The 16662-nt window shown below is 73.2% G+C and carries 14 protein-coding genes; 6 read left to right on the top strand and 8 right to left on the bottom strand.

What is annotated here, in order from left to right; all coding sequences use genetic code 11:
- The first annotated feature begins 569 nt into the window (after positions 1–569).
- Positions 570–1595 (top strand): polysaccharide deacetylase family protein, encoded by a 1026-nt coding sequence (locus tag WMF33_RS40920; protein ID WP_437333681.1) that lies wholly within the window; start codon positions 570–572, stop codon positions 1593–1595.
- 210 nt (positions 1596–1805) lie between these two features.
- Positions 1806–2528, top strand: a complete 723-nt coding sequence (locus WMF33_RS40915; RefSeq protein ID WP_437333680.1) for a hypothetical protein — start codon at positions 1806–1808, stop codon at positions 2526–2528.
- Between the two features lie 42 nt (positions 2529–2570).
- On the opposite strand, the gene WMF33_RS40910 is transcribed toward WMF33_RS40915, so the two are convergent.
- Positions 2571–3635: an endonuclease/exonuclease/phosphatase family protein gene (locus WMF33_RS40910; RefSeq protein WP_061623866.1), complete on the bottom strand. Its 1065-nt coding sequence runs from the start codon at positions 3633–3635 to the stop codon at positions 2571–2573.
- Positions 3636–3649: 14 nt separating this feature from the next.
- Here WMF33_RS40910 and WMF33_RS40905 point away from each other — a divergent pair, with 14 nt between their 5' ends.
- Positions 3650–4111 (top strand): hypothetical protein, encoded by a 462-nt coding sequence (locus WMF33_RS40905; RefSeq protein ID WP_437333679.1) that lies wholly within the window; start codon positions 3650–3652, stop codon positions 4109–4111.
- A gap of 50 nt (positions 4112–4161) precedes the next feature.
- Here the strand turns inward: WMF33_RS40905 and WMF33_RS40900 are convergent, their stop codons facing one another.
- Entirely contained in the window at positions 4162–5421 is a 1260-nt protein-coding gene (locus WMF33_RS40900) for a hypothetical protein (protein WP_437333678.1), read from the bottom strand.
- A gap of 372 nt (positions 5422–5793) precedes the next feature.
- Between WMF33_RS40900 and WMF33_RS40895 the strand changes: the two genes are divergently transcribed.
- Positions 5794–6552 (top strand): hypothetical protein, encoded by a 759-nt coding sequence (locus WMF33_RS40895; RefSeq protein ID WP_437333677.1) that lies wholly within the window; start codon positions 5794–5796, stop codon positions 6550–6552.
- 61 nt (positions 6553–6613) lie between these two features.
- Here the strand turns inward: WMF33_RS40895 and WMF33_RS40890 are convergent, their stop codons facing one another.
- Positions 6614–8026, bottom strand: coding sequence for a DUF4331 domain-containing protein (locus WMF33_RS40890; RefSeq protein ID WP_437333676.1), 1413 nt, complete (start codon positions 8024–8026; stop codon positions 6614–6616).
- Between the two features lie 32 nt (positions 8027–8058).
- Entirely contained in the window at positions 8059–9135 is a 1077-nt protein-coding gene (locus tag WMF33_RS40885) for a hypothetical protein (protein WP_437333675.1), read from the bottom strand.
- Positions 9136–9421: 286 nt separating this feature from the next.
- On the opposite strand from WMF33_RS40885, the gene kbl reads away from it, so the two are divergent.
- Positions 9422–10612 carry a glycine C-acetyltransferase gene (gene kbl / locus WMF33_RS40880; RefSeq protein ID WP_437333674.1) on the top strand — a complete coding sequence of 397 codons (1191 nt, stop codon included), beginning with the start codon at positions 9422–9424 and terminating at the stop codon, positions 10610–10612.
- Between the two features lie 5 nt (positions 10613–10617).
- On the opposite strand, the gene WMF33_RS40875 is transcribed toward kbl, so the two are convergent.
- From WMF33_RS40875 to WMF33_RS40860, 4 genes are all read right to left on the bottom strand, one after another.
- Positions 10618–11787, bottom strand: a complete 1170-nt coding sequence (locus WMF33_RS40875; protein ID WP_061624923.1) for a zinc-binding dehydrogenase — start codon at positions 11785–11787, stop codon at positions 10618–10620.
- Positions 11788–11923: 136 nt separating this feature from the next.
- Positions 11924–12598: a hypothetical protein gene (locus WMF33_RS40870; protein WP_437333673.1), complete on the bottom strand. Its 675-nt coding sequence runs from the start codon at positions 12596–12598 to the stop codon at positions 11924–11926.
- Positions 12599–12712: 114 nt separating this feature from the next.
- Positions 12713–14167, bottom strand: coding sequence for a signal peptidase I (lepB, locus tag WMF33_RS40865; protein ID WP_437333672.1), 1455 nt, complete (start codon positions 14165–14167; stop codon positions 12713–12715).
- A gap of 235 nt (positions 14168–14402) precedes the next feature.
- A complete protein-coding gene (locus WMF33_RS40860; RefSeq protein ID WP_437333671.1) occupies positions 14403–15476 on the bottom strand; it encodes a hypothetical protein in 1074 nt (357 codons plus the stop codon).
- Between the two features lie 118 nt (positions 15477–15594).
- On the opposite strand from WMF33_RS40860, the gene WMF33_RS40855 reads away from it, so the two are divergent.
- A complete protein-coding gene (locus WMF33_RS40855; protein ID WP_437333670.1) occupies positions 15595–16593 on the top strand; it encodes an NAD(P)H-dependent glycerol-3-phosphate dehydrogenase in 999 nt (332 codons plus the stop codon).
- The last annotated feature ends 69 nt before the right edge of the window (positions 16594–16662 follow it).

Here is a 16662-nt window from a genome sequence, read left to right as displayed (position 1 = left end):
CTTGCTTCGAGGCTGCGGTGCTCGAGGCTGCGGTGATGACGCTGGCGGGACCGCTGGCCGCCATGTTCGCCGGGAGAGCCTCCCGGCTGCGTTCTGCGAGCCCGGGCAGGCCCGTCTCGACGGCGTAGACGCCCAGCGCAAACACGATCGCTGCCGTCGTGAGGGCAACGCCGATGGTGCCGAGGGGCGAGAGCGGCTTCGACGGATGGCCGTCAGCCGACCGAGGTTGGGTCACGTCCGCAGCCGACCCAGGTTGGGGCCCGTCCCCAGCCGACCCAGGTTGAGGCGCGCTCTCGGTCGACCCAGGTTGGGGCCCATCCCCCCCAGCCGACCCAGGTTGGGGCGCATCCTCGGCCGACCGAGGTTGAGGCGCGTCCGTCGCGAACATCGCCGCCAGTCTAGCGGGATCGTCCACCGCCGAACCTTTCTCTCCCGCTCGGCGGCCCAACGTCCGGCGCGCAGGACCGCTCCCTCCGAGCCGCTCCGGAACGCGAGCACGGACGCTGTTTGTGTGCTGGAATACATGCGTGTACGTCATCGCACATCCACTGACGTGGGTTCGCAGGGGGATGCCGCACGGCCGTCGCGCGCTGGCCGCCGGCGCGCTCGACACCCTCGGGCTCCTGGATCGCTTCCTGTGGCTGCGCGCGAAGCTCCGGCTGCCCGTGCTCTCCGTGTTCACCTACCACCGCATCGCCGAGGTCTCCGACGTGGACGAGCTCGATCCCGGCGTCGCCGAGGTGAGCGCGTGCGAGTTCGAGGAACAACTCGCGGTCATCAAGGCGCACTGCACGGTGGTGTCGCTCCGGGACGTGCGGCGCTTCGCCAAGGGCCGGAAGCTCCCGCCGAACCCCGTCATGGTCGCGTTCGATGACGGCTACCGCGACAACCACGACGTCGCCTTGCCCCTCCTCCAGCGCGCCGGCGTCACGGCCACGTTCTTCGTCGCCACCGAGTACCCCGGCAAGGGGCGCCTCTTCTGGTGGGACCGCGTCGCGCTCCTCATGCACCGGTGCCGGCGAGCGCGCGTCGAGCTCGCCTACCCAGCGACGCTCGTGCTCGAGCCGCAGCGCGACCCGGTCGCCGCGGCGACCCTCGTCTGCCAGACCATCAAGCGCACGTCCGGCGTCGACATCGGCCGCCTGTGGGACGAGATCGAGCGCTCCACGGGCGTATCGATCGACCTCTGCGAGGAGCGCGCGATCGCGGCCAGGACGATCATGGACTGGCACCAGATCGCGGCGCTGCGGCGGGCGGGCATGGACGTGCAGTCGCACTCGCACAGCCACCGGGTCCTCCAGACCCTGTCGCCCGAGGAGGCCACGCGCGATCTCGCGCGCTCCCGCCGCGTCCTCTCCGACGCGTTGAACGAGGCCGTTCACGCGGTCGCGTACCCCGTCGGCTACAGCCTGTGCGGCGCGTTCCATCGCGCCGTCAGGGAGGCCGGGTTCGAGATCGGCTTCACCAACAACTCCGGCCTTTGCACGCTCTCGTCCTTCGATCCCCTGAACTTCCCGCGCATCGCCATGGACCGCGGGCAGATCGGCGCCCTCTTCAAGCTCAAGCTGCTCATCGGCCAGCGGCCCGGCCGCTGATCGGGCAAAGCCCCCGCGCCGCTCCGCCGCCGCGCTCTCCGGCCCGCCGCCCTCGCTGCCCCAGCGCCCCCGCTCGCTCGCGGCCGCCTCGACCGGCGCGGCCGTGGCCTGGGCTGTGCACGTGCACCGTCGCTGGGCCGGTTCTGCACGCGCATGGCCTCGATGGCCAGGAAAGCTGCTTCGCAGCCTGTCCGACGAAGGGAGGCTCTCGTGAAAGGCACAATCCGTGGTCGCAGCTCCCGCGCCGCCTCGTCCATGCTCGGCGCGGCCTCGCTGATCTCCGCAGCCCTGGGCTCGGGATGCGGCGGCTCAGCGCCGCACGCGGCTCCCGCCAAGTCGCCCGCGCAGCCCGCGCTCGAGGCGCGCGACGGGCGAGGGGAGCGGAGGGGGGCCGTCGAGCAACCCGAGCACCGCGAGCAGCGCGAGGCGCAGCGCGCGTGGTGCGTGTACCTCGAGGAGCTCTACGAGCGGGCCACCGAGCAATCGAAGGGCTGGCCCAAGTTCGAGCAATGCACCCGGATGACCACGATGGCCTCGCCGAGGATGCTCCGCGCCACCTCGGAGTGCTCGCTGGCAGCGCTGAGGCGGTTCGAGGGCGATCCCTTCACCGCCGCTTACGCGGAGGAGGTGAGCCGCTGCGGCTCCGACGCGATGACGGCCACCACGCTGCCGCGGTCGGATCTCGCGCCGTTCATGGCCGCCCTCTGCGGCCGGATCGCCGGGTGCGGAGACCTCGACTACGACACCTGCCGGCAGAGCCTCGAGGAGGGGCTCGGCCCGCAGCTCGAGCGGGCGATCGGCGCGATGAACAGCCGTGGCCGGCAGGAGGTCCGCGCCTGCTTCGGCAAGCTCGCGTGCGGCGGCGATCTCGGTCCGCAGATCTCCGCGTGCCTCGAGCCCATCATGGACGACCTGCTCTGGCTGCCGGGGTGACGCCCGGACGCGCCAGGGCGGCAGCGCTGCGCGGCGCGGCGGTCAGCCGGAGGTGCCCGGCAGGCGGCAGCGCGCGATCAGCGGGACGTGATCGGAGAGGCCGGCGAACGCGCCCTTGTGACCGAACGGGTGCGTGCCCGCGAAGTCGAGCCACTCGAGGCGCTCGGACGAGTAGACGTGATCGAGGTGCATGCGCAGGTTCATGAAGCCGGCCGTCGGGAAGGCGCGCGCCTCGATCTCGGAGAGGCAGCGGACCTTGGCGAACGCGTCCACGAAGCCGATCTCCTCGCGCAGGAAGCGATCGACCGGCGAGCCCGGCAGCGAGTTGAAGTCGCCGACCACGACGAAGTTGTCGCTCCGCCGCTCGCGGTGGACGAAGTCGGCGAGCACGCGCGCCTCCTCGAGCTGGTTCGGCCCGAACCCCATCCGCGCCTCGCCGGTCCAGAACTCCCTCGAGAACACGCTCGGCAGGCTGAGGTGGGTGTTGAACACATCGAACGTCTGGCCGCTCTCGTGCTCGAACGACACATGCGCGCAGATGCGCGTCTGCTTCAGTCTCTTGACCCTCCGCCGGTGGGTGATGTCGTGCGGACGCTCTGCGTTGTGGTGCCCGATGCGGAACGTGTCGCGCGCGATCACCGCGAGCCCCGTCGTGTAGATGTTCGTCCGCGAGGTGAGCCTGTAGGTGTGCGCCGGGAAGTAGTAGGCGACGTAGCGCTCGGGCCGCTCTGCGTGCGCCAGCGCCGCGTGCAGCTCGGTCATCAAGCGATCGAGCTGCGTCTCCTCCGGGTGCCACCGCGGGTTCATCGTCGAGGAGCGCAGCGACTGCGTCTCCACCTCCTGGAGGCACACGAGATCGGGCAGCGGGGAGAGCCGCGCCAGCGTCGTCGCGATCCGGGTGATGGCGGCGCTGGTCGAGGCGATGCCCCGCGTGCCGTGCCCGAAGTAGCGGACGTTATAGGTGATGATCCTGAGCGACGTGGCGCCGTCGGCCGCCGCCGCGCCGCCGCGGCTCGCGCCGCGCGCCTCGCCCGCGGAGCGGCCGCCAGGCGCGGAGTCCTCAGGGATTGTGCCGTTCGAACCAGGTGGGAGGCGCCGCTCGGTCATGTATCCTCTCGCCCATGGGCAAGAACATCATCGTTTCCGAGGATACCATTCGTGACCTGCTGGAAGCGCATGCCTCCCTCTCCGCCTGGTACTATGAGCTCTGGTCGGCGCTGCGGGTCGCGAACGCGTCGGCGAGCGCCCCCGATGATGCGGCCCGTGCGGCGTTTGTCGAGCGGATGGCCACGAGCTTCCCGGAGGTCGCGTCGATCGCCCGCTCCATCCGGGTGCCGAGGATGTTCGTCCCACCTCCGCCCGCCGTGAGCATACCCCCGGTCGCGACCGCGGAGGGCGAGGGCACGGAAGAGGCCCCGACGGCGGTCGAGCCCGCTCCCGCCCGGCTCCGCGAGCTCCACGGCCAACCACCCAAGAGCCAGCCAGGCGCTGGATCCGCCGATGAGCCCGCTCCGGCGCCGTCCCAGCCCGCGATCGCTCCTCCGCCGCTGGTGATCCCATCGACGGTGAAATACGACACCTGAGGTCGCTGGCGACGAGATCGGACTCGGCCTGATGCGCGCTGGGCGCGCTGTCAGCGGGCTGGGCCGCCGATGGAAGTCCGCCGCGCGAGGAGCTGCTCGGCCTCCGCGGCTCCCGTCCAATCGAACCTCGGGTTCAGATCGAGCGCAGCCCGCACGAGCCGCTCGCCCTGCTCAAGGTCTCCCAGCGCGATCCGGATCGCCCCCGCGTGATAGAGCAGGCGCGCGTCCCTGGTGCCGAGGGCCAGCGCCCTGTCGCTCGCGGCGCGCGCCTCGGACAGCCTGCCGGCGCGGTACAGCGCCCAGGCGACGGTGTCCTCGGTGTAGATGTCCCCGCGGACGGCGCGCTCCGCGGCGGCGAGCCGCGCGGCCTCGTCGCGCTCCAGGCCCTTGGTCGCGTAGTACAGCGCGAGGGTCCGGCGATCGGAGAGGCGCCCAGCGGCGACCGCGCTCTCGTAGGCCCGCGCCGCGCCGGCGCGGTCGCCGGCGGCCGCCCTGGCGTCGCCGAGCAGCCACGCGATCTCCGCCTCCGCGCTCTGCCGGTGGGCCCGCTCGAGCAGCTCGACGGCGCGGCCCCACGCGCCGCGGGCCAGCGCGACGCGCGCTCTGCCGGCCAGCGCCGGCGGATACTCGCCCTGCGCGGCCAGCGCCCGCTCGAAGCCCCGGTCCGCGGCCTCGTGGTCGCCCTCGTGCCAGAACATCGCGGCCGCCTGCGTCAGCGCCCACGCGAGCGCCTCGGGCTCGCGCGGATCGCCCGCGTCGATCGCCAGGCGCATGATCCGCTTCGCGGTCGCCGCGTCGCCCTGGAGCCAGCGGAGGTGCGCGGCCCGCGCGTAGGACGGCAAGCCCGGCCGCAGGTCGACCATCCGCTGCGCCGCCGCGACCGCCGCCTCGAAGTGACCGAGCCCGAGCTCCGCGTCGCTGAGCGTCCCGAGCGCGAGCGTGTCGCCCCCGTCCCGCGAGAGGACCCGCTCGGCGGCGTCGCGCGCCTCGACGAACCTGCGGTCGTGGAGCAGCGCGAGGCCGAGCAGGTCGAGCGACGCGCGATCGCCCTCCGCCTGCGCGAGCGCGAGCTCCGCGCACGCGTGAGCGCGGCGGTAGAGCGACGGATCGCCGGAGGCGCGCGCCTTCTTGATCCACGCGAAGCCGAGCGCGCTCCAGAGATCCGCGCCGCCCGGCGCCTTCGCGAGCCGCCGCGACAGCGCCTCGATCTCGAGATCCGCGGCGCTCACGCCCACCGGCGCCGCGAGCGCGAGCCTGCGCGCCGCGTCGAGGCTCGAGGGCGCCGGCGCCTCGTCAGGGCGCTCGATCAACGCTGGCGCGGCCGGCAACGCTGGCGCGGCCGGCAACGCTGGCGCGGCCGGCAACGCTGGCGCGGCCGGCAACGCTGGCGCGGCCGGCGACGCTGACGCGGCCGGGACGGCGTCGCCGCGCGATCGCCCGGAGCAACCGAGGCTCCCGCTCAGGGCAACGCAGGCGAAGAGGCGAGCCGTTCGTCGCAGCATCGGAGCGTCGACCTCCTTTCGCGCTGGAGCTCCGCCCGGGGCGAGCCGCGCCTCTTACCGCGGCGTCGCGACCTCGATCCCGATCGCGAAAGAGCTTGCCTCGCCGGTAGGCGCCGGCAAGCTCGCCGCTCCAGCGCATCGCTCGATCGGCCAGCAGCGCGCAGCGCGGAGGGGATCGCATTGCCTGTCTCGACGGATCGCGACCGCCTGCGGCGGCTCTGCGCCGCGGCGCTGATCCTGCAGCTCGGCGCCGCCTGCGCGCGCGCGCAGCGCAGCTCGCCGGACGATGGCGCAAGCGCAGCGCCCCCGCCGGACGCGGGCGCGACCGCAGCGCCCTCGCCGGACGCGGGCTCCTCGCCGAGCGGCTCCTCGCCGACGCCGCCCGTCGACACCCCGGTCGGCGACGAGATCTCTCCCGTCTACCCGAAGGCCGAGGGCGCGCCGGATCCGCTCGCGGCGCGGCTGTGCGAGGCGCTGCACGCGCTCCCCGCGCGGCGCAAGGCGGCGTGCTGCGGCGGAAGTCCGGGCTTCCATGCCGGCGCGGAGTGCGCGCGCGCGCTGAGCTTCGCGCTCCGCGCGAAGGCGGTGACCCTGTCGACCGACGCGGTCGGCCGCTGCGTCGAGGCGATGGCGCGATCGCTCGAGGGGTGCGACTGGGGCGCTCCGCTCGCCGCCCCGATTCCACCGGCGTGTGAGGGGCTCGTCCGGGGCGCGCTCGGCGAGGGCGCGCGGTGCCGGTCGTCGCTCGAGTGCGTGGACGGGCTGCGTTGCGACGGCGTCGGACCCACCGACGCCGGCATCTGCCGCGCCCCGCGCGCCGCGGGCCCGTGCGGCCGCTCCGTCGACGCGCTGGCCGCGGTCACCCGCCAGACGCGCTACGCCGAGGCGCACCCCGAGTGCCGCGGCCGCTGCGCCGGGCGCACGTGCGCGGCGCCGTGACGCGCGCGGCGCCGTGACGCGCGCGGCGCCGTGACGGGCGCGCGGCGCCGCACCGGCCGGCTCAGGGCCGGAAATGCCCCTGCGTCGCGCCTTCCCAGGCGGTCGCGAGGTACGGGAACGCCGGCAGGAACCGCGCGTCGTTCGCCGCGACCCCGTCGCCCGCGGTCGTCCCGGGCGCGCCGGTCAGCAGGAGCGTGAGCAGCGCGTCGGTGACGTCGGTCTGCTCATGATCCGCGCCGGGCACCAGCGCGCGGCCGTTCGGAAAGGCCGACGGCATGCCCAGATCGATCCGGAGCACGTCGCCGACCGTCTCCAGGTTGTGCCCCCCGAGGCGCGCAGGCTTCAGGTTGAACAGATCGATGAGGTCGGTCCGGTTCTGCTTCAGCGCCTCGGGATCGAACCCCGCGAGCGGCTGGCCAGCCCGGTAAAGGCCGGCGAACTCCGCGTCGCGCACCACGATCGGGTTCAGGAAGTACGCCCCGAAGTTGGCGAGGTCGTCGCGCGGGTGCGCGCGGTTGTACTTGTCCTTGTCCTGCAGGCCGATGATCCAGGTGTTGACGAGCGGCATGCCGACCCGCGACACCTGCACCCACGGGCCCAGGCCGTCCTCCTTGCCGTTCGCGCGCAGGATCCGCACCTTGCGGCGGCTCGCGGAGGCCCAGACGCCGAGCGTCTGCCGGTCGCTCGCCCCCGGCGTCGGCGCCGACCCGCCGTTGGCCACCGCGAGCGGGATCTCGAGCGCGAGCGTGTGGACGTTGAAGCCGGCGAGGTTGTCGCGCCCGGCGCACGACGGGTTCGGCGCCGCGAGGAGCGGGCACAGCCCCGCGAGGTCGAACGCGCGGCCGAGGTCGGCGTAGAAGCCGTCGTCGCGCGGCCCGGCCCAGGCGCGCCCCTCGCCGCCGGCCATCTGCTTGAGGAACTTCGAGGACGTCGCGAAGGCAGGGTAGCCGCCGCCGGTGATCTGGTAGGCGAGCTGGTTCGTCCGCTTCCCGATGTTCGGCGGCGCGACCGGGGCGCCGGCCAGGATGACCTTCGACGCTCCGCCCTCGATCTTCGTGATCGTGTACGTCTGCTCCGCGCCGGCGAGCTGCGCGAAGAACTCGTTGCCGCCGCTCGGCGCCGGCGTGAGCCCCGCCGGATCGGCCGCCCGGTACGGCGTGGTGGAGAACCGGAACTGGTAGGTCAGCGCGTCCTCGAGGCTCGACGGCCCGCGGGCGATGTGCACCTCGTAGAGCACGTCGTCCGAGAAGCCGTGGAAATTCGGCCCGCCGGCGGGCTCCTCGAACGGGATGTAGCTCGCGAGGATCACGAGGTTCGCGCCCTCGACCCACGCGTAGAGATCGGTGTTGTCGGCGGCCGGATCCCCGGCGATCGCCGGCGCCTCGCGGTGGCTCGACGCGGCGGCGAGGCCGGGTGCGCTGAGCGCGGCGCACGCCGCGATGGCGGCGGCGACGCGCGACGGTCGGTGGATCATGCGTGCGGGTCCTCCCATCGCTCCTCCGCGGCTCACGGCCCGAGCAGGAACACCGATCCCTGCTCCTGGGCCCTGTGATCGACGAACGCGAAGACGTCGGCGCCCTTCGCCCGGTGCAGCCCGCCGGGCTCGTCGTGGCCCGGGGCGCCGGCGGCCGTCGCCGAGCGCGCCCCGGACGCCACCTCGATCCGCACGACCTCGTCGACGCCTCGGGCCACGTCGCGCGCGAGCACGAGCAGCGCCGCGTCGTCGCGCGTCAGCGCGAGCCCGCACGGATAGCCGACGTGGAGCCCGGCCGCGAACGCGCTCACGAAGCCGTCCTCGATCCGGAAGATCGTCGCCGTCCGATCGGGGCTCGCGAGGGTGTCGCACACGAAGACGTCGCCCCCGCCGGCGACGGCGACCCCGCTCGGATCGACCAGCGGGCTCCCCGTGGCGATCGCGGAGGCCTCGCCGCCGCGCGCCGGCAGGGCGAACACGCCGGGCTGGCCGCCCTCGCGATCGCGCCCCGAGAACACGATCCGCTCCTCGCCGTCCGCGCCCCGGGCGACCTCCAGGCCGCGCGCGCGCATCCCCTCGCCGCCGCGGACCGGCGCGACGGCGCCGCCGGGCAGGTCGATCGCGAAGAGGGCGCCTGCGTCGTCGAGCGCCGCGCCGCCCGCGCCCGGATCGGCCACGAAGAGCCGGCCGCCGTCCGCGCTCGCCGCGATCCCGAGCGGCGCGACGAAGGGCGGTCCGGCCGCGATCTCGGTGGAGCCCGCGCCGCCGCCGCGCGCGCTGGTCCTGAAGACGCCGGCCCTGCCGCCCGCGTCGATCGCGGTGAAGTACACGTACGCCGCGCCCGCGTCCGGCGTCGCGTCGAACGCGATCGCCGGAGCGAGCGTCGAGATCGCGTAGGACGCATCGCCGCCTGCGCCGCCTGCGCCGCCTGCGCCGCCCGTACCGCTCGCCGCGGCCGCGCCCCCCGTGCCCGCGGCGGAGCCCGCGACGGTCCGTCCCGGCGCGTCCTCTGCGCGGCTGCAACCCGGGTTGCCCGCGGCGGCCGACAGCGACGCGACGGCGCACAGCACGCCGGCGCTCCGCCGGAAGTCCCCCCTGGCTTCCGTCATGCCTGCTCCTCCCGGCGGCGCTCGTGCGCCCGGCGCGCGCCGCGCGATCGCCGCGCCGACGCGCGTGCCGCGCGGCGATCGCGCGGCGCCGAACGCGGCCGTTCTGCCACGGCGCTCCGGGATCGAGTAGGCCCCGTCCGCGCCGCGCGAGACAAAGCCGCGCGCACCCTGCCTCTCGAGTCCGGGGTCGCCCGCCGGCGCTCAGGCCGGCGAGCAGCCCCGCGCGGGACGGCCGTACGGCGTTCCCCCGTCGACCTGCTGAGGACCCCGTTTTATAACGACATCCATGTTCGATGTCGCTCGGTCATTGTACGCACGGGCGTTGGAGGACATCCGTGCGGCGGGTCTCTACAAGGAAGAGCGGATCCTCGCGACGCCGCAGGGGCCGGCGATCCGGACCGAGGGGGGCGCCGAGGTCCTCAATTTCTGCGCGAACAACTACCTTGGCCTTTCGTCGCACCCGGCGGTCATCGGCGCGGCGAAGCAGGCGCTCGACTCGCACGGCTTCGGCCTCTCCAGCGTCCGCTTCATCTGCGGCACGCAGGACCTGCACCGGCGGCTTGAGTCCAGGATTGCCCGCTTCTTCGGCACCGAGGACGCGATCCTCTACTCGTCCTGCTTCGACGCGAACGGCGGCCTGTTCGAGACGCTCCTCGGCGAGGAGGACGCCGTCATCTCGGACGCGCTGAACCACGCCTCGATCATCGACGGCATCCGCCTCTGCAAAGCCGAGCGGCACCGCTACCCGAACGGGGACATGGCCGCCCTCGAGGACATCCTCCGCAAGACGGAGGGCAAGCGGCTCCGGCTCATCGCCACCGACGGCGTGTTCTCGATGGATGGATACCTGGCCAAGCTCGATACCATCTGCGAGCTCGCCGACAAGTACCGCGCGATGGTGATGGTCGACGACTCGCACGCGACCGGGTTCATCGGACAGACGGGGCGGGGGACCGCGGAGCTCTGCGGGGTCATGCACCGGGTCGACGTGATCACCTCCACCCTGGGCAAGGCGCTCGGCGGGGCGAGCGGCGGCTTCACCACCGGCCGGCAGGAGATCGTCGACCTGCTCCGGCAGCGCTCGCGGCCGTACCTGTTCTCCAACACGCTCGCGCCCGCGATCGCCGGCGCCTCGATCGCCGTGTTCGACCTCATCGACGCCGAGCCCTCGCTGCGCCAGCAGGTGATGGAGAACGCGCGCCGCTTCCGGCAGGGGGTCACGCAGGCCGGGTTCACCGTCAAGCCGGGCATCCACCCGATCGTGCCCATCATGCTGGGCGAGGCGCGGCTCGCGAACGACATGGCGAAGGCGCTCCTCGCCGAGGGTATCTACGTCATCGGCTTCTCCTACCCCGTCGTGCCGAAGGGCGAGGCCCGCATCCGGGTGCAGCTCTCCGCCGCGCACGAGCCCGCGCACATCGATCGGGCGATCGAGGCCTTCCGCAAGGTCGGCCGGCAGCTCGGCGTCGTCGGCTGACGGGCTCAGTACCGGAGGATCACCTTGGGGTGGTTCGAGATCGCCTCCTGGAAGGCCGCCGGGTCGTAGTCGTTGAAATCGAACACCGTCTCCTGACCCCGGTTCAGGATGACCTCCCAGATGAGGTCGTGGATGTTCGGATCGCGCGACTCGAGCAGGTGGCGCGTGATGTGCCACGTCTCGAACATGCGGCGGCCGATCACGCTGTGGAGGCTGATGCCGTCGACGATGAGGCGATCGAAGTTCTCGATCACCGCGTCGCCGCTCTTCAGGCCGAAGAGGATCACGTCGCCCCCGCGCCTCGCCGCGTGGATCGCGTTGTTCACGCTGCTGTTCACGCCGCTCATCTCGAGCACGACGTCGACGCCGACCCCGTCCGTCAGCTTGCGCACCCGCTCCGTCAGCTCGGGATCGCTCGCGTGGGGCCGCTCGGGGCTCGCCCGGTGCGGGCGCAGGACCACGTCGGCGCCCAGGCGGCGGGCCATCTCGGCGTTCCGCTCCAGCGGCTCGACGCCGATGATGTAGATGGCCCCCATCGCGCGCGCGATCGCGACCGCGAACAGGCCGATGGTGCCGCAGCCGAAGATGGCCACGCGCTTGCCGCGGAGGTTCACCTTGGTGCACGCGTGCACGGCGTTGCCGAACGGCTCCTGCACCGCGGCGACCTCCGGCCGGATCCTCGCGATGTCCGTGCGCCACAGGTTCTTCGCCGGCAGCTTGACGAGCTCGGCGAAGCAGCCATCCTCGCTGATCCCGATGATCTTATCGTCGGCGCACACGTGGGTGTCGCCGACGCGGCACTGGTAGCAGGCGCCGCAGGCGATGTGGCTCTCGGTCGACACGATGTCGCCGATCTCCAGCCCGAAGGTCCGCCGCGCGTCCGTCCCGAGGTCGACGACCCGGCCGAGCAGCTCGTGGCCGATCGTGCGCGTCGCCTTCCGGTCGCGATCGAGCGACTTGAAGATCATGTCCTTGAACGCGCCGCGGAACCAGATGCCGCGATCCGAGCCGCAGAAGCCCGTCATGATCGGCTTCACGAGGACGCTCGCGCGATCGTGGTAGTCCTTCGCCTCGTTGATCGCCGGGCGCTCGACCTCGTCCTTCGACAGCCCGACGGTGGACTCCCACGGCTGCTTTTCGCGGTTGTACGTCAGCGCCCACATCGTGTCGCTCATGCACCAGGCTCCTGTCTGGAGGTTCGAGGCGCACGCAGCTGGCGCTCGGGCGCCTCAGGCCCGTGTAGCGTGGCGCGCGAACGAGCGAGCGCCCATCAGAAAATTGCGCTCGGGCTGCTCACTTCGTCGGTGCACTCTACGGCCTCTTCAGGATGATCTTGCGCCGCGCGCCGCCGTCCGCCGCGCCCGCGTCGGGGTTGGCGCCGGCGCCGGTCGCCCCCGCGTCGCCGCCGCCGGTCGTCCCCGCGTCGGGGTTGGCGCCAGAGCCGGTCGCCCCCGCGTCGCCGCCGCCGGTCGTCCCCGCGTCGGGGTTGGTGCCGGAGCCGGTCGCCCCCGCGTCGCCGCCGCCGGTCGTCCCCGCGTCGGCCGTCTTGGGCGCAGGGGTCGCCGTCGCCGCGCGCGCCTCCGCGTCGGTCACGGTCGTCGCGCGGGTGTCGTTCACCTTGAGCTCGATCCAGCCCAGCGTGGGCTGGCCCCCGCTCTGGAAGGCCACGAGCATCCAGTCCTGGTAGCTCGCCTTGAGGTCGACGATCGCCCCGCTGTCGAGGCGCGCGAGCTCCTTCGATTTGGCGTCCGCCGACTGGTACGCGGCGAACTGCTGCTGAAGGCGCCGGCGCCCGGGCTGGGGCTCCATGGTCGGGTACGTGGCCACGTACCCGACGAGGTCCGTCGCGGCGGGCGCCACCGGGGGCGCCGAGGCCACCGCCGAGGTCGCTGCGCTCGTCGTCGAGGCCTCCTCCCTGCTGCACCCTGCTCCAGCGAGCAAGCTGCCCGCGAGCGCCAGGCTCCACATCTCGACCGCACGTGCCATCGTCTCCTCCGTCGCCTCGGGCCGGGGGACGCGCTGCGTCGGCCCGAGGGCCGGGGCAACGTACACGAGCGCCGCAGGGAGCGCAGCTCCCCACGCTCGCCTGTTTTGGCGGCCTCAGCGCTTGGATTGCCCGCGCGCGGGCGCGGGCGGCGGGGTCGTCTCGGAGACGGGAGGCCGCTCGCGCAGGCACTTGTCGAGGCCTTCCTGCAGCGTCGCCTCGTGCGCGCCGGGGAGCTTCGGGCGGCCCATCACGTTCACGAAGAGGCGATCCTGCGCGATGCCCCCGCCCGGCCCGAAGCTCATCCACACGAACATCGCGCGCCCCTTGATGTTCTCGAAGGGCACGCCCGCGCCGAGCCCGCCGCGCCAGCTGCGCGAGTCGTGGCTGTTGTTGCGGTTGTCGCCCATCACCCACGCCTCGTCGGCGGCCACCTTGAAGGGGCCCTGGAGCATGCCGCAGATGCCGCCCCGGCACGTGGAGCCCGGCGTGCAGTCGTCGTTCGCGACGCACATCGTCTCGTCGGGGTTCGTGTCGTAGAGCGTGAAGTACGACTTCTCCCCGAGGAACTCGACGAACAGCTCCGCCTGCCGGCCCTCGTAGCGGTAGGGGCCGACGTGACAGTGGGGGACGAGCCAGCCGTTGAGGATGGGGCGGCCGTTGATGGCCTCCAGCGTGTCGCCCGGGATGGCGATCGTCCGCTTGATGAAGTCCTGCTCCTTGTTCTCCGGGAACTTGAACACCATCACGTCGCCCCGCGACGGCGGCAGGCGAGGGAAGAGGCGCTGGTCGGTCCAGGGGATGAGCGGGCCGTAGGTGAACTTGTTGACGAAGATGTGGTCGCCGACCATGAGGGTCGGGATCATCGAGCCGCTCGGGATCTTGAACGCCTCGACGACGAAGGCGCGCAGGATGAGCGCCACGGCGACGGCGATGCCGATCGACTCGGCATACTCGCGCATCTCGCCCTTGCGCCAGCGGCCGAGGTGCTCGCCGACCGTGCGATCGGCGCGGCCGAGGGCGGCGTCGAACTCGTCGGCGTCGAACGTCTCGGCGCTCATCGCGCGCTCGAGGGCGGCGATCGCCTGCATCACCTGCTCGCGCTCGCCGCTCGTCAGCTCGCGCTCGACCTCGCGCTTCCGGCTGCGCAGGATCCGGTGCGCCTCCTCGAGGAGCGCCGCGGCGTCCTCGAAGCGGGCGCGCACCTTCGGCGGGATGTCCCGGCGGCCGCCGACGCCGATCGCCGACGCGAACGGCAGCTCGTAGCGGAACCGCCAGAGGATCATCGCGAAGATCGTGAAGAGCACGATGCCGGCCGGGATCTGCTGCTCGGCGACGAAGACGCGGAGCGGCTGGGTGCTCCCGCTCTCGGACGACGGGGTGAGCAGCCAGACGTTCACGACCGCGAGCGCGAACGGCACGAGGCAGATCCACACGAGGTGGAACAGGAAGCGCAGCACCCGGCCGTCCCGGCCGCCCGGCGGAGGCGCGCCGCCGGCCCCGCGCGCGTCAGCCCCTCCGGTCGGCTTGGCCGCGCTGACGCGGGGCTCCGAGCTCGAGCTGCCCCTCATCGAGGTTCGGAACTCCGAGCTTGCGGGCCGATTGGCCGCGACCGACGGTACGCTCTGGGGTTGTTCATCGGGGCGCGGCGGCAAGAGAGAGCTTATGTATACGCCGACCCTCGCCGCGGCAAGTGCGCAGGCGCGGCAGGCGGCGAGCGGTCCGTCGTCGCCGGCCACGTCGCCGTCCGCGCCGCCGGCGCGGGCGTCCGCGCCATCCGCGCTCCCGTCCGCGTCGCCGCCGCCGTCACGGCGCGTCCCCCGTCTCGACGGCGTAGCTCACCAGGGCGGCCCGGTCGTCGCGGGCGTACGTCGTCGGCTGCGTGCGCCCAGCGGCGTTCGTGTTGTCGATGACCAGGTAGTACTGCCCCTCGGGCAGCGGCACCGTCCGCCGCCAGGGGGCGCCGGAGTACACCGGCTCGTCGAGCAGGGGCGCCGCGGAGAGCGGCGGCGGCGCGGCCTGCGTCAGGTACGCCTGGAGCCACTGCTCGCCGGCGGTCCGGGGCACGAGGATCACGTCCACGCCCGGCGCGCCGTCGACGGCGACCGTGAGCGTCATGGCCTCGCCGCTGCCCGTGATCTCCAGCGGGCCGATGTAATCGCGCTGGCCCTGGTGCACCTCGGTGCGCTCGTTCGCCAGGAGGAGCCGGCCGTTGTCGCGCCGCGCGTAAGGCGCCTGGGGCCGCTGCCCCTTCTCGATGATGCCGAGGCCGAACTGCACGGCGCCGTCGTCGTCGCGGATGACCGTGAACCCCCGGGCGATCTCGGTCTTCACGAGCTGCGCGCCGAGCGCGTTGGCGTACGCGCTGCCCTGGGCCAAGGACACGCCGCCGAGCGAGATCGCCGCGGGCTGCTCGATGAGCTTGGTCGTGAAGCTCGCCGCCGTGGTCGACCGCTGACGGAAGTACACGTACATCGTGTCGCCATCCATCAGGAAGTCGTGATCGTACTCGACGGCGGCGCTCGCATCGAAGCTCATGCGCTTCGTCAGGTTCGTCCAGACCACGCCGCTGCCGCCGAACTGGAGGAAGAGGTTGCCGTTCGCGAGCTCCTGGGCGACGCAGGTGCCCGGGTAGAACCGGCCGGTCACCGGATCCTCGTCGCGGAGGCGCAGCGGCACGCTCCGCTTCCGCATCTCGCTGCAGAGCTGGCTCGTCGCGAAGGACAGGATCGCCCTGCGGAGCGACAGGTTCCCCGGATCGTTGACGACGCCCGGCATGACGCCGAGCGCGCCCTGGCCGCACGCGCCGCCCACCGTCCCGAGCACGGAGAGGCAGAGCGCGAGGCCGAGCGCGCGCAGCGCGGCGGTGCGGAAGAGCATGGGCGCAGCATAGTCGAAACGCCGGCGGGTCGAGCGGCGCGCCGCGTGCGTCCGCCCAGCCGGGCGCGCGGGGCACGCCGCTTTCGGCCCGGAGCGCCGGTGGTGATAGGGTCGCTCCATGGCGAACGTCGCAGTGATCGGGGCCGGCGCCTGGGGGACGGCGCTGGCGAAGTTGCTGGCGGACAAGGGCAACCCCACCGCGCTCTGGGCGCACCAGGGGGAGCTGGCCGAGCGCATCGAGCGCGAGCGCCAGAACCACCGCTACCTGCCCGGCGTGGAGCTGCCCGGGAGCCTTCGGGCGACGGGCGATCTCGAGGGCGCGCTCCGCGGCGCGGAGCTCGTCGTCGTGGTGGTGCCGTCGCACGCGCTGCGGGAGGTGGTCCGCGAGGCCAGGCGCCACATCCCGGAGGGCGCGCTCGTCTGCAGCGCGACGAAGGGCATCGAGAACGACTCGCTGATGCTGATGAGCGAGGTGCTCGTCGACGAGCTCGGGCGCGAGGCCGAGCCGCGCCTGTCGTACCTGTCGGGCCCGAGCTTCGCGCGGGAGGTGGCGACCGGTCAGCCGACCACCGTGGTGGTCGCGGGCAGGGGCCCGCAGGAGACCCACGCGGTGCAGCGCATGCTCGCGACGGATCGGTTCCGGGTCTACTCGTCCGATGACGTCGTGGGCGTCGAGGTGGGCGGCGCCCTCAAGAACGTCGTCGCCATCGCGGCCGGCATCTGCGACGGCCTCGGCCTCGGCCACAACGCGCGCGCCGGGCTCATCACGCGCGGCCTCGCGGAGATCGGCCGCATGGCGGCGGCGAAGGGGGCGAACCCGCTCACGCTGGCGGGGCTCTCCGGGATGGGCGACCTGGTGCTCACGTGCACGGGCGAGCTGTCGCGCAACCGCACCGTCGGGATCGAGATGGGCAGGGGACGGAAGCTCGAGGAGATCCTCGAGGGCCTCGGGCACGTCGCCGAGGGGGTGAAGACGGCGAAGAGCGCGTACGACCTCGCGGACAAGCTGGGCGTGAGCGCGCCGATCACGGTCGAGGTGTACCGCATGCTCTACGAGGGAAAGCCGCCGCCGCAGGCCGTCGTCGACCTCATGACGCGCGCCCTGACGAGAGAGTGAGAAAGAGCGAGGCGCGGGGGCGGCTCGGGGGAAGGCGCTTTCTCGCGCCGCGCGCGCGCCTCGCCGCGC

Origin of the sequence: Sorangium sp. So ce394 (assembly GCF_051474665.1) — a bacterium.
GTDB classification, from domain to species: Bacteria; Myxococcota_A; Polyangia; order Polyangiales; family Polyangiaceae; genus Sorangium; species Sorangium cellulosum_D.
Note: the sequence above shows the minus strand (reverse complement) of the source record. Positions and strands in the feature narration are given on the sequence as shown.

What these genes read in the sequence shown, in the direction of transcription:
- WMF33_RS40920 (WP_437333681.1), top strand. Translation starts at nt 570, where the DNA reads ATGCCGCACGGCCGTCGCGCGCTGGCCGCCGGCGCGCTCGACACCCTC.
- WMF33_RS40910 (WP_061623866.1), bottom strand. Translation starts at nt 3,635, where the DNA reads ATGACCGAGCGGCGCCTCCCACCTGGTTCGAACGGCACAATCCCTGAG.
- WMF33_RS40905 (WP_437333679.1), top strand. Translation starts at nt 3,650, where the DNA reads ATGGGCAAGAACATCATCGTTTCCGAGGATACCATTCGTGACCTGCTG.
- WMF33_RS40890 (WP_437333676.1), bottom strand. Translation starts at nt 8,026, where the DNA reads ATGATCCACCGACCGTCGCGCGTCGCCGCCGCCATCGCGGCGTGCGCC.
- WMF33_RS40885 (WP_437333675.1), bottom strand. Translation starts at nt 9,135, where the DNA reads ATGACGGAAGCCAGGGGGGACTTCCGGCGGAGCGCCGGCGTGCTGTGC.
- kbl (WP_437333674.1), top strand. Translation starts at nt 9,422, where the DNA reads ATGTTCGATGTCGCTCGGTCATTGTACGCACGGGCGTTGGAGGACATC.
- WMF33_RS40875 (WP_061624923.1), bottom strand. Translation starts at nt 11,787, where the DNA reads ATGAGCGACACGATGTGGGCGCTGACGTACAACCGCGAAAAGCAGCCG.
- WMF33_RS40870 (WP_437333673.1), bottom strand. Translation starts at nt 12,598, where the DNA reads ATGGCACGTGCGGTCGAGATGTGGAGCCTGGCGCTCGCGGGCAGCTTG.
- lepB (WP_437333672.1), bottom strand. Translation starts at nt 14,167, where the DNA reads ATGAGGGGCAGCTCGAGCTCGGAGCCCCGCGTCAGCGCGGCCAAGCCG.
- WMF33_RS40860 (WP_437333671.1), bottom strand. Translation starts at nt 15,476, where the DNA reads ATGCTCTTCCGCACCGCCGCGCTGCGCGCGCTCGGCCTCGCGCTCTGC.
- WMF33_RS40855 (WP_437333670.1), top strand. Translation starts at nt 15,595, where the DNA reads ATGGCGAACGTCGCAGTGATCGGGGCCGGCGCCTGGGGGACGGCGCTG.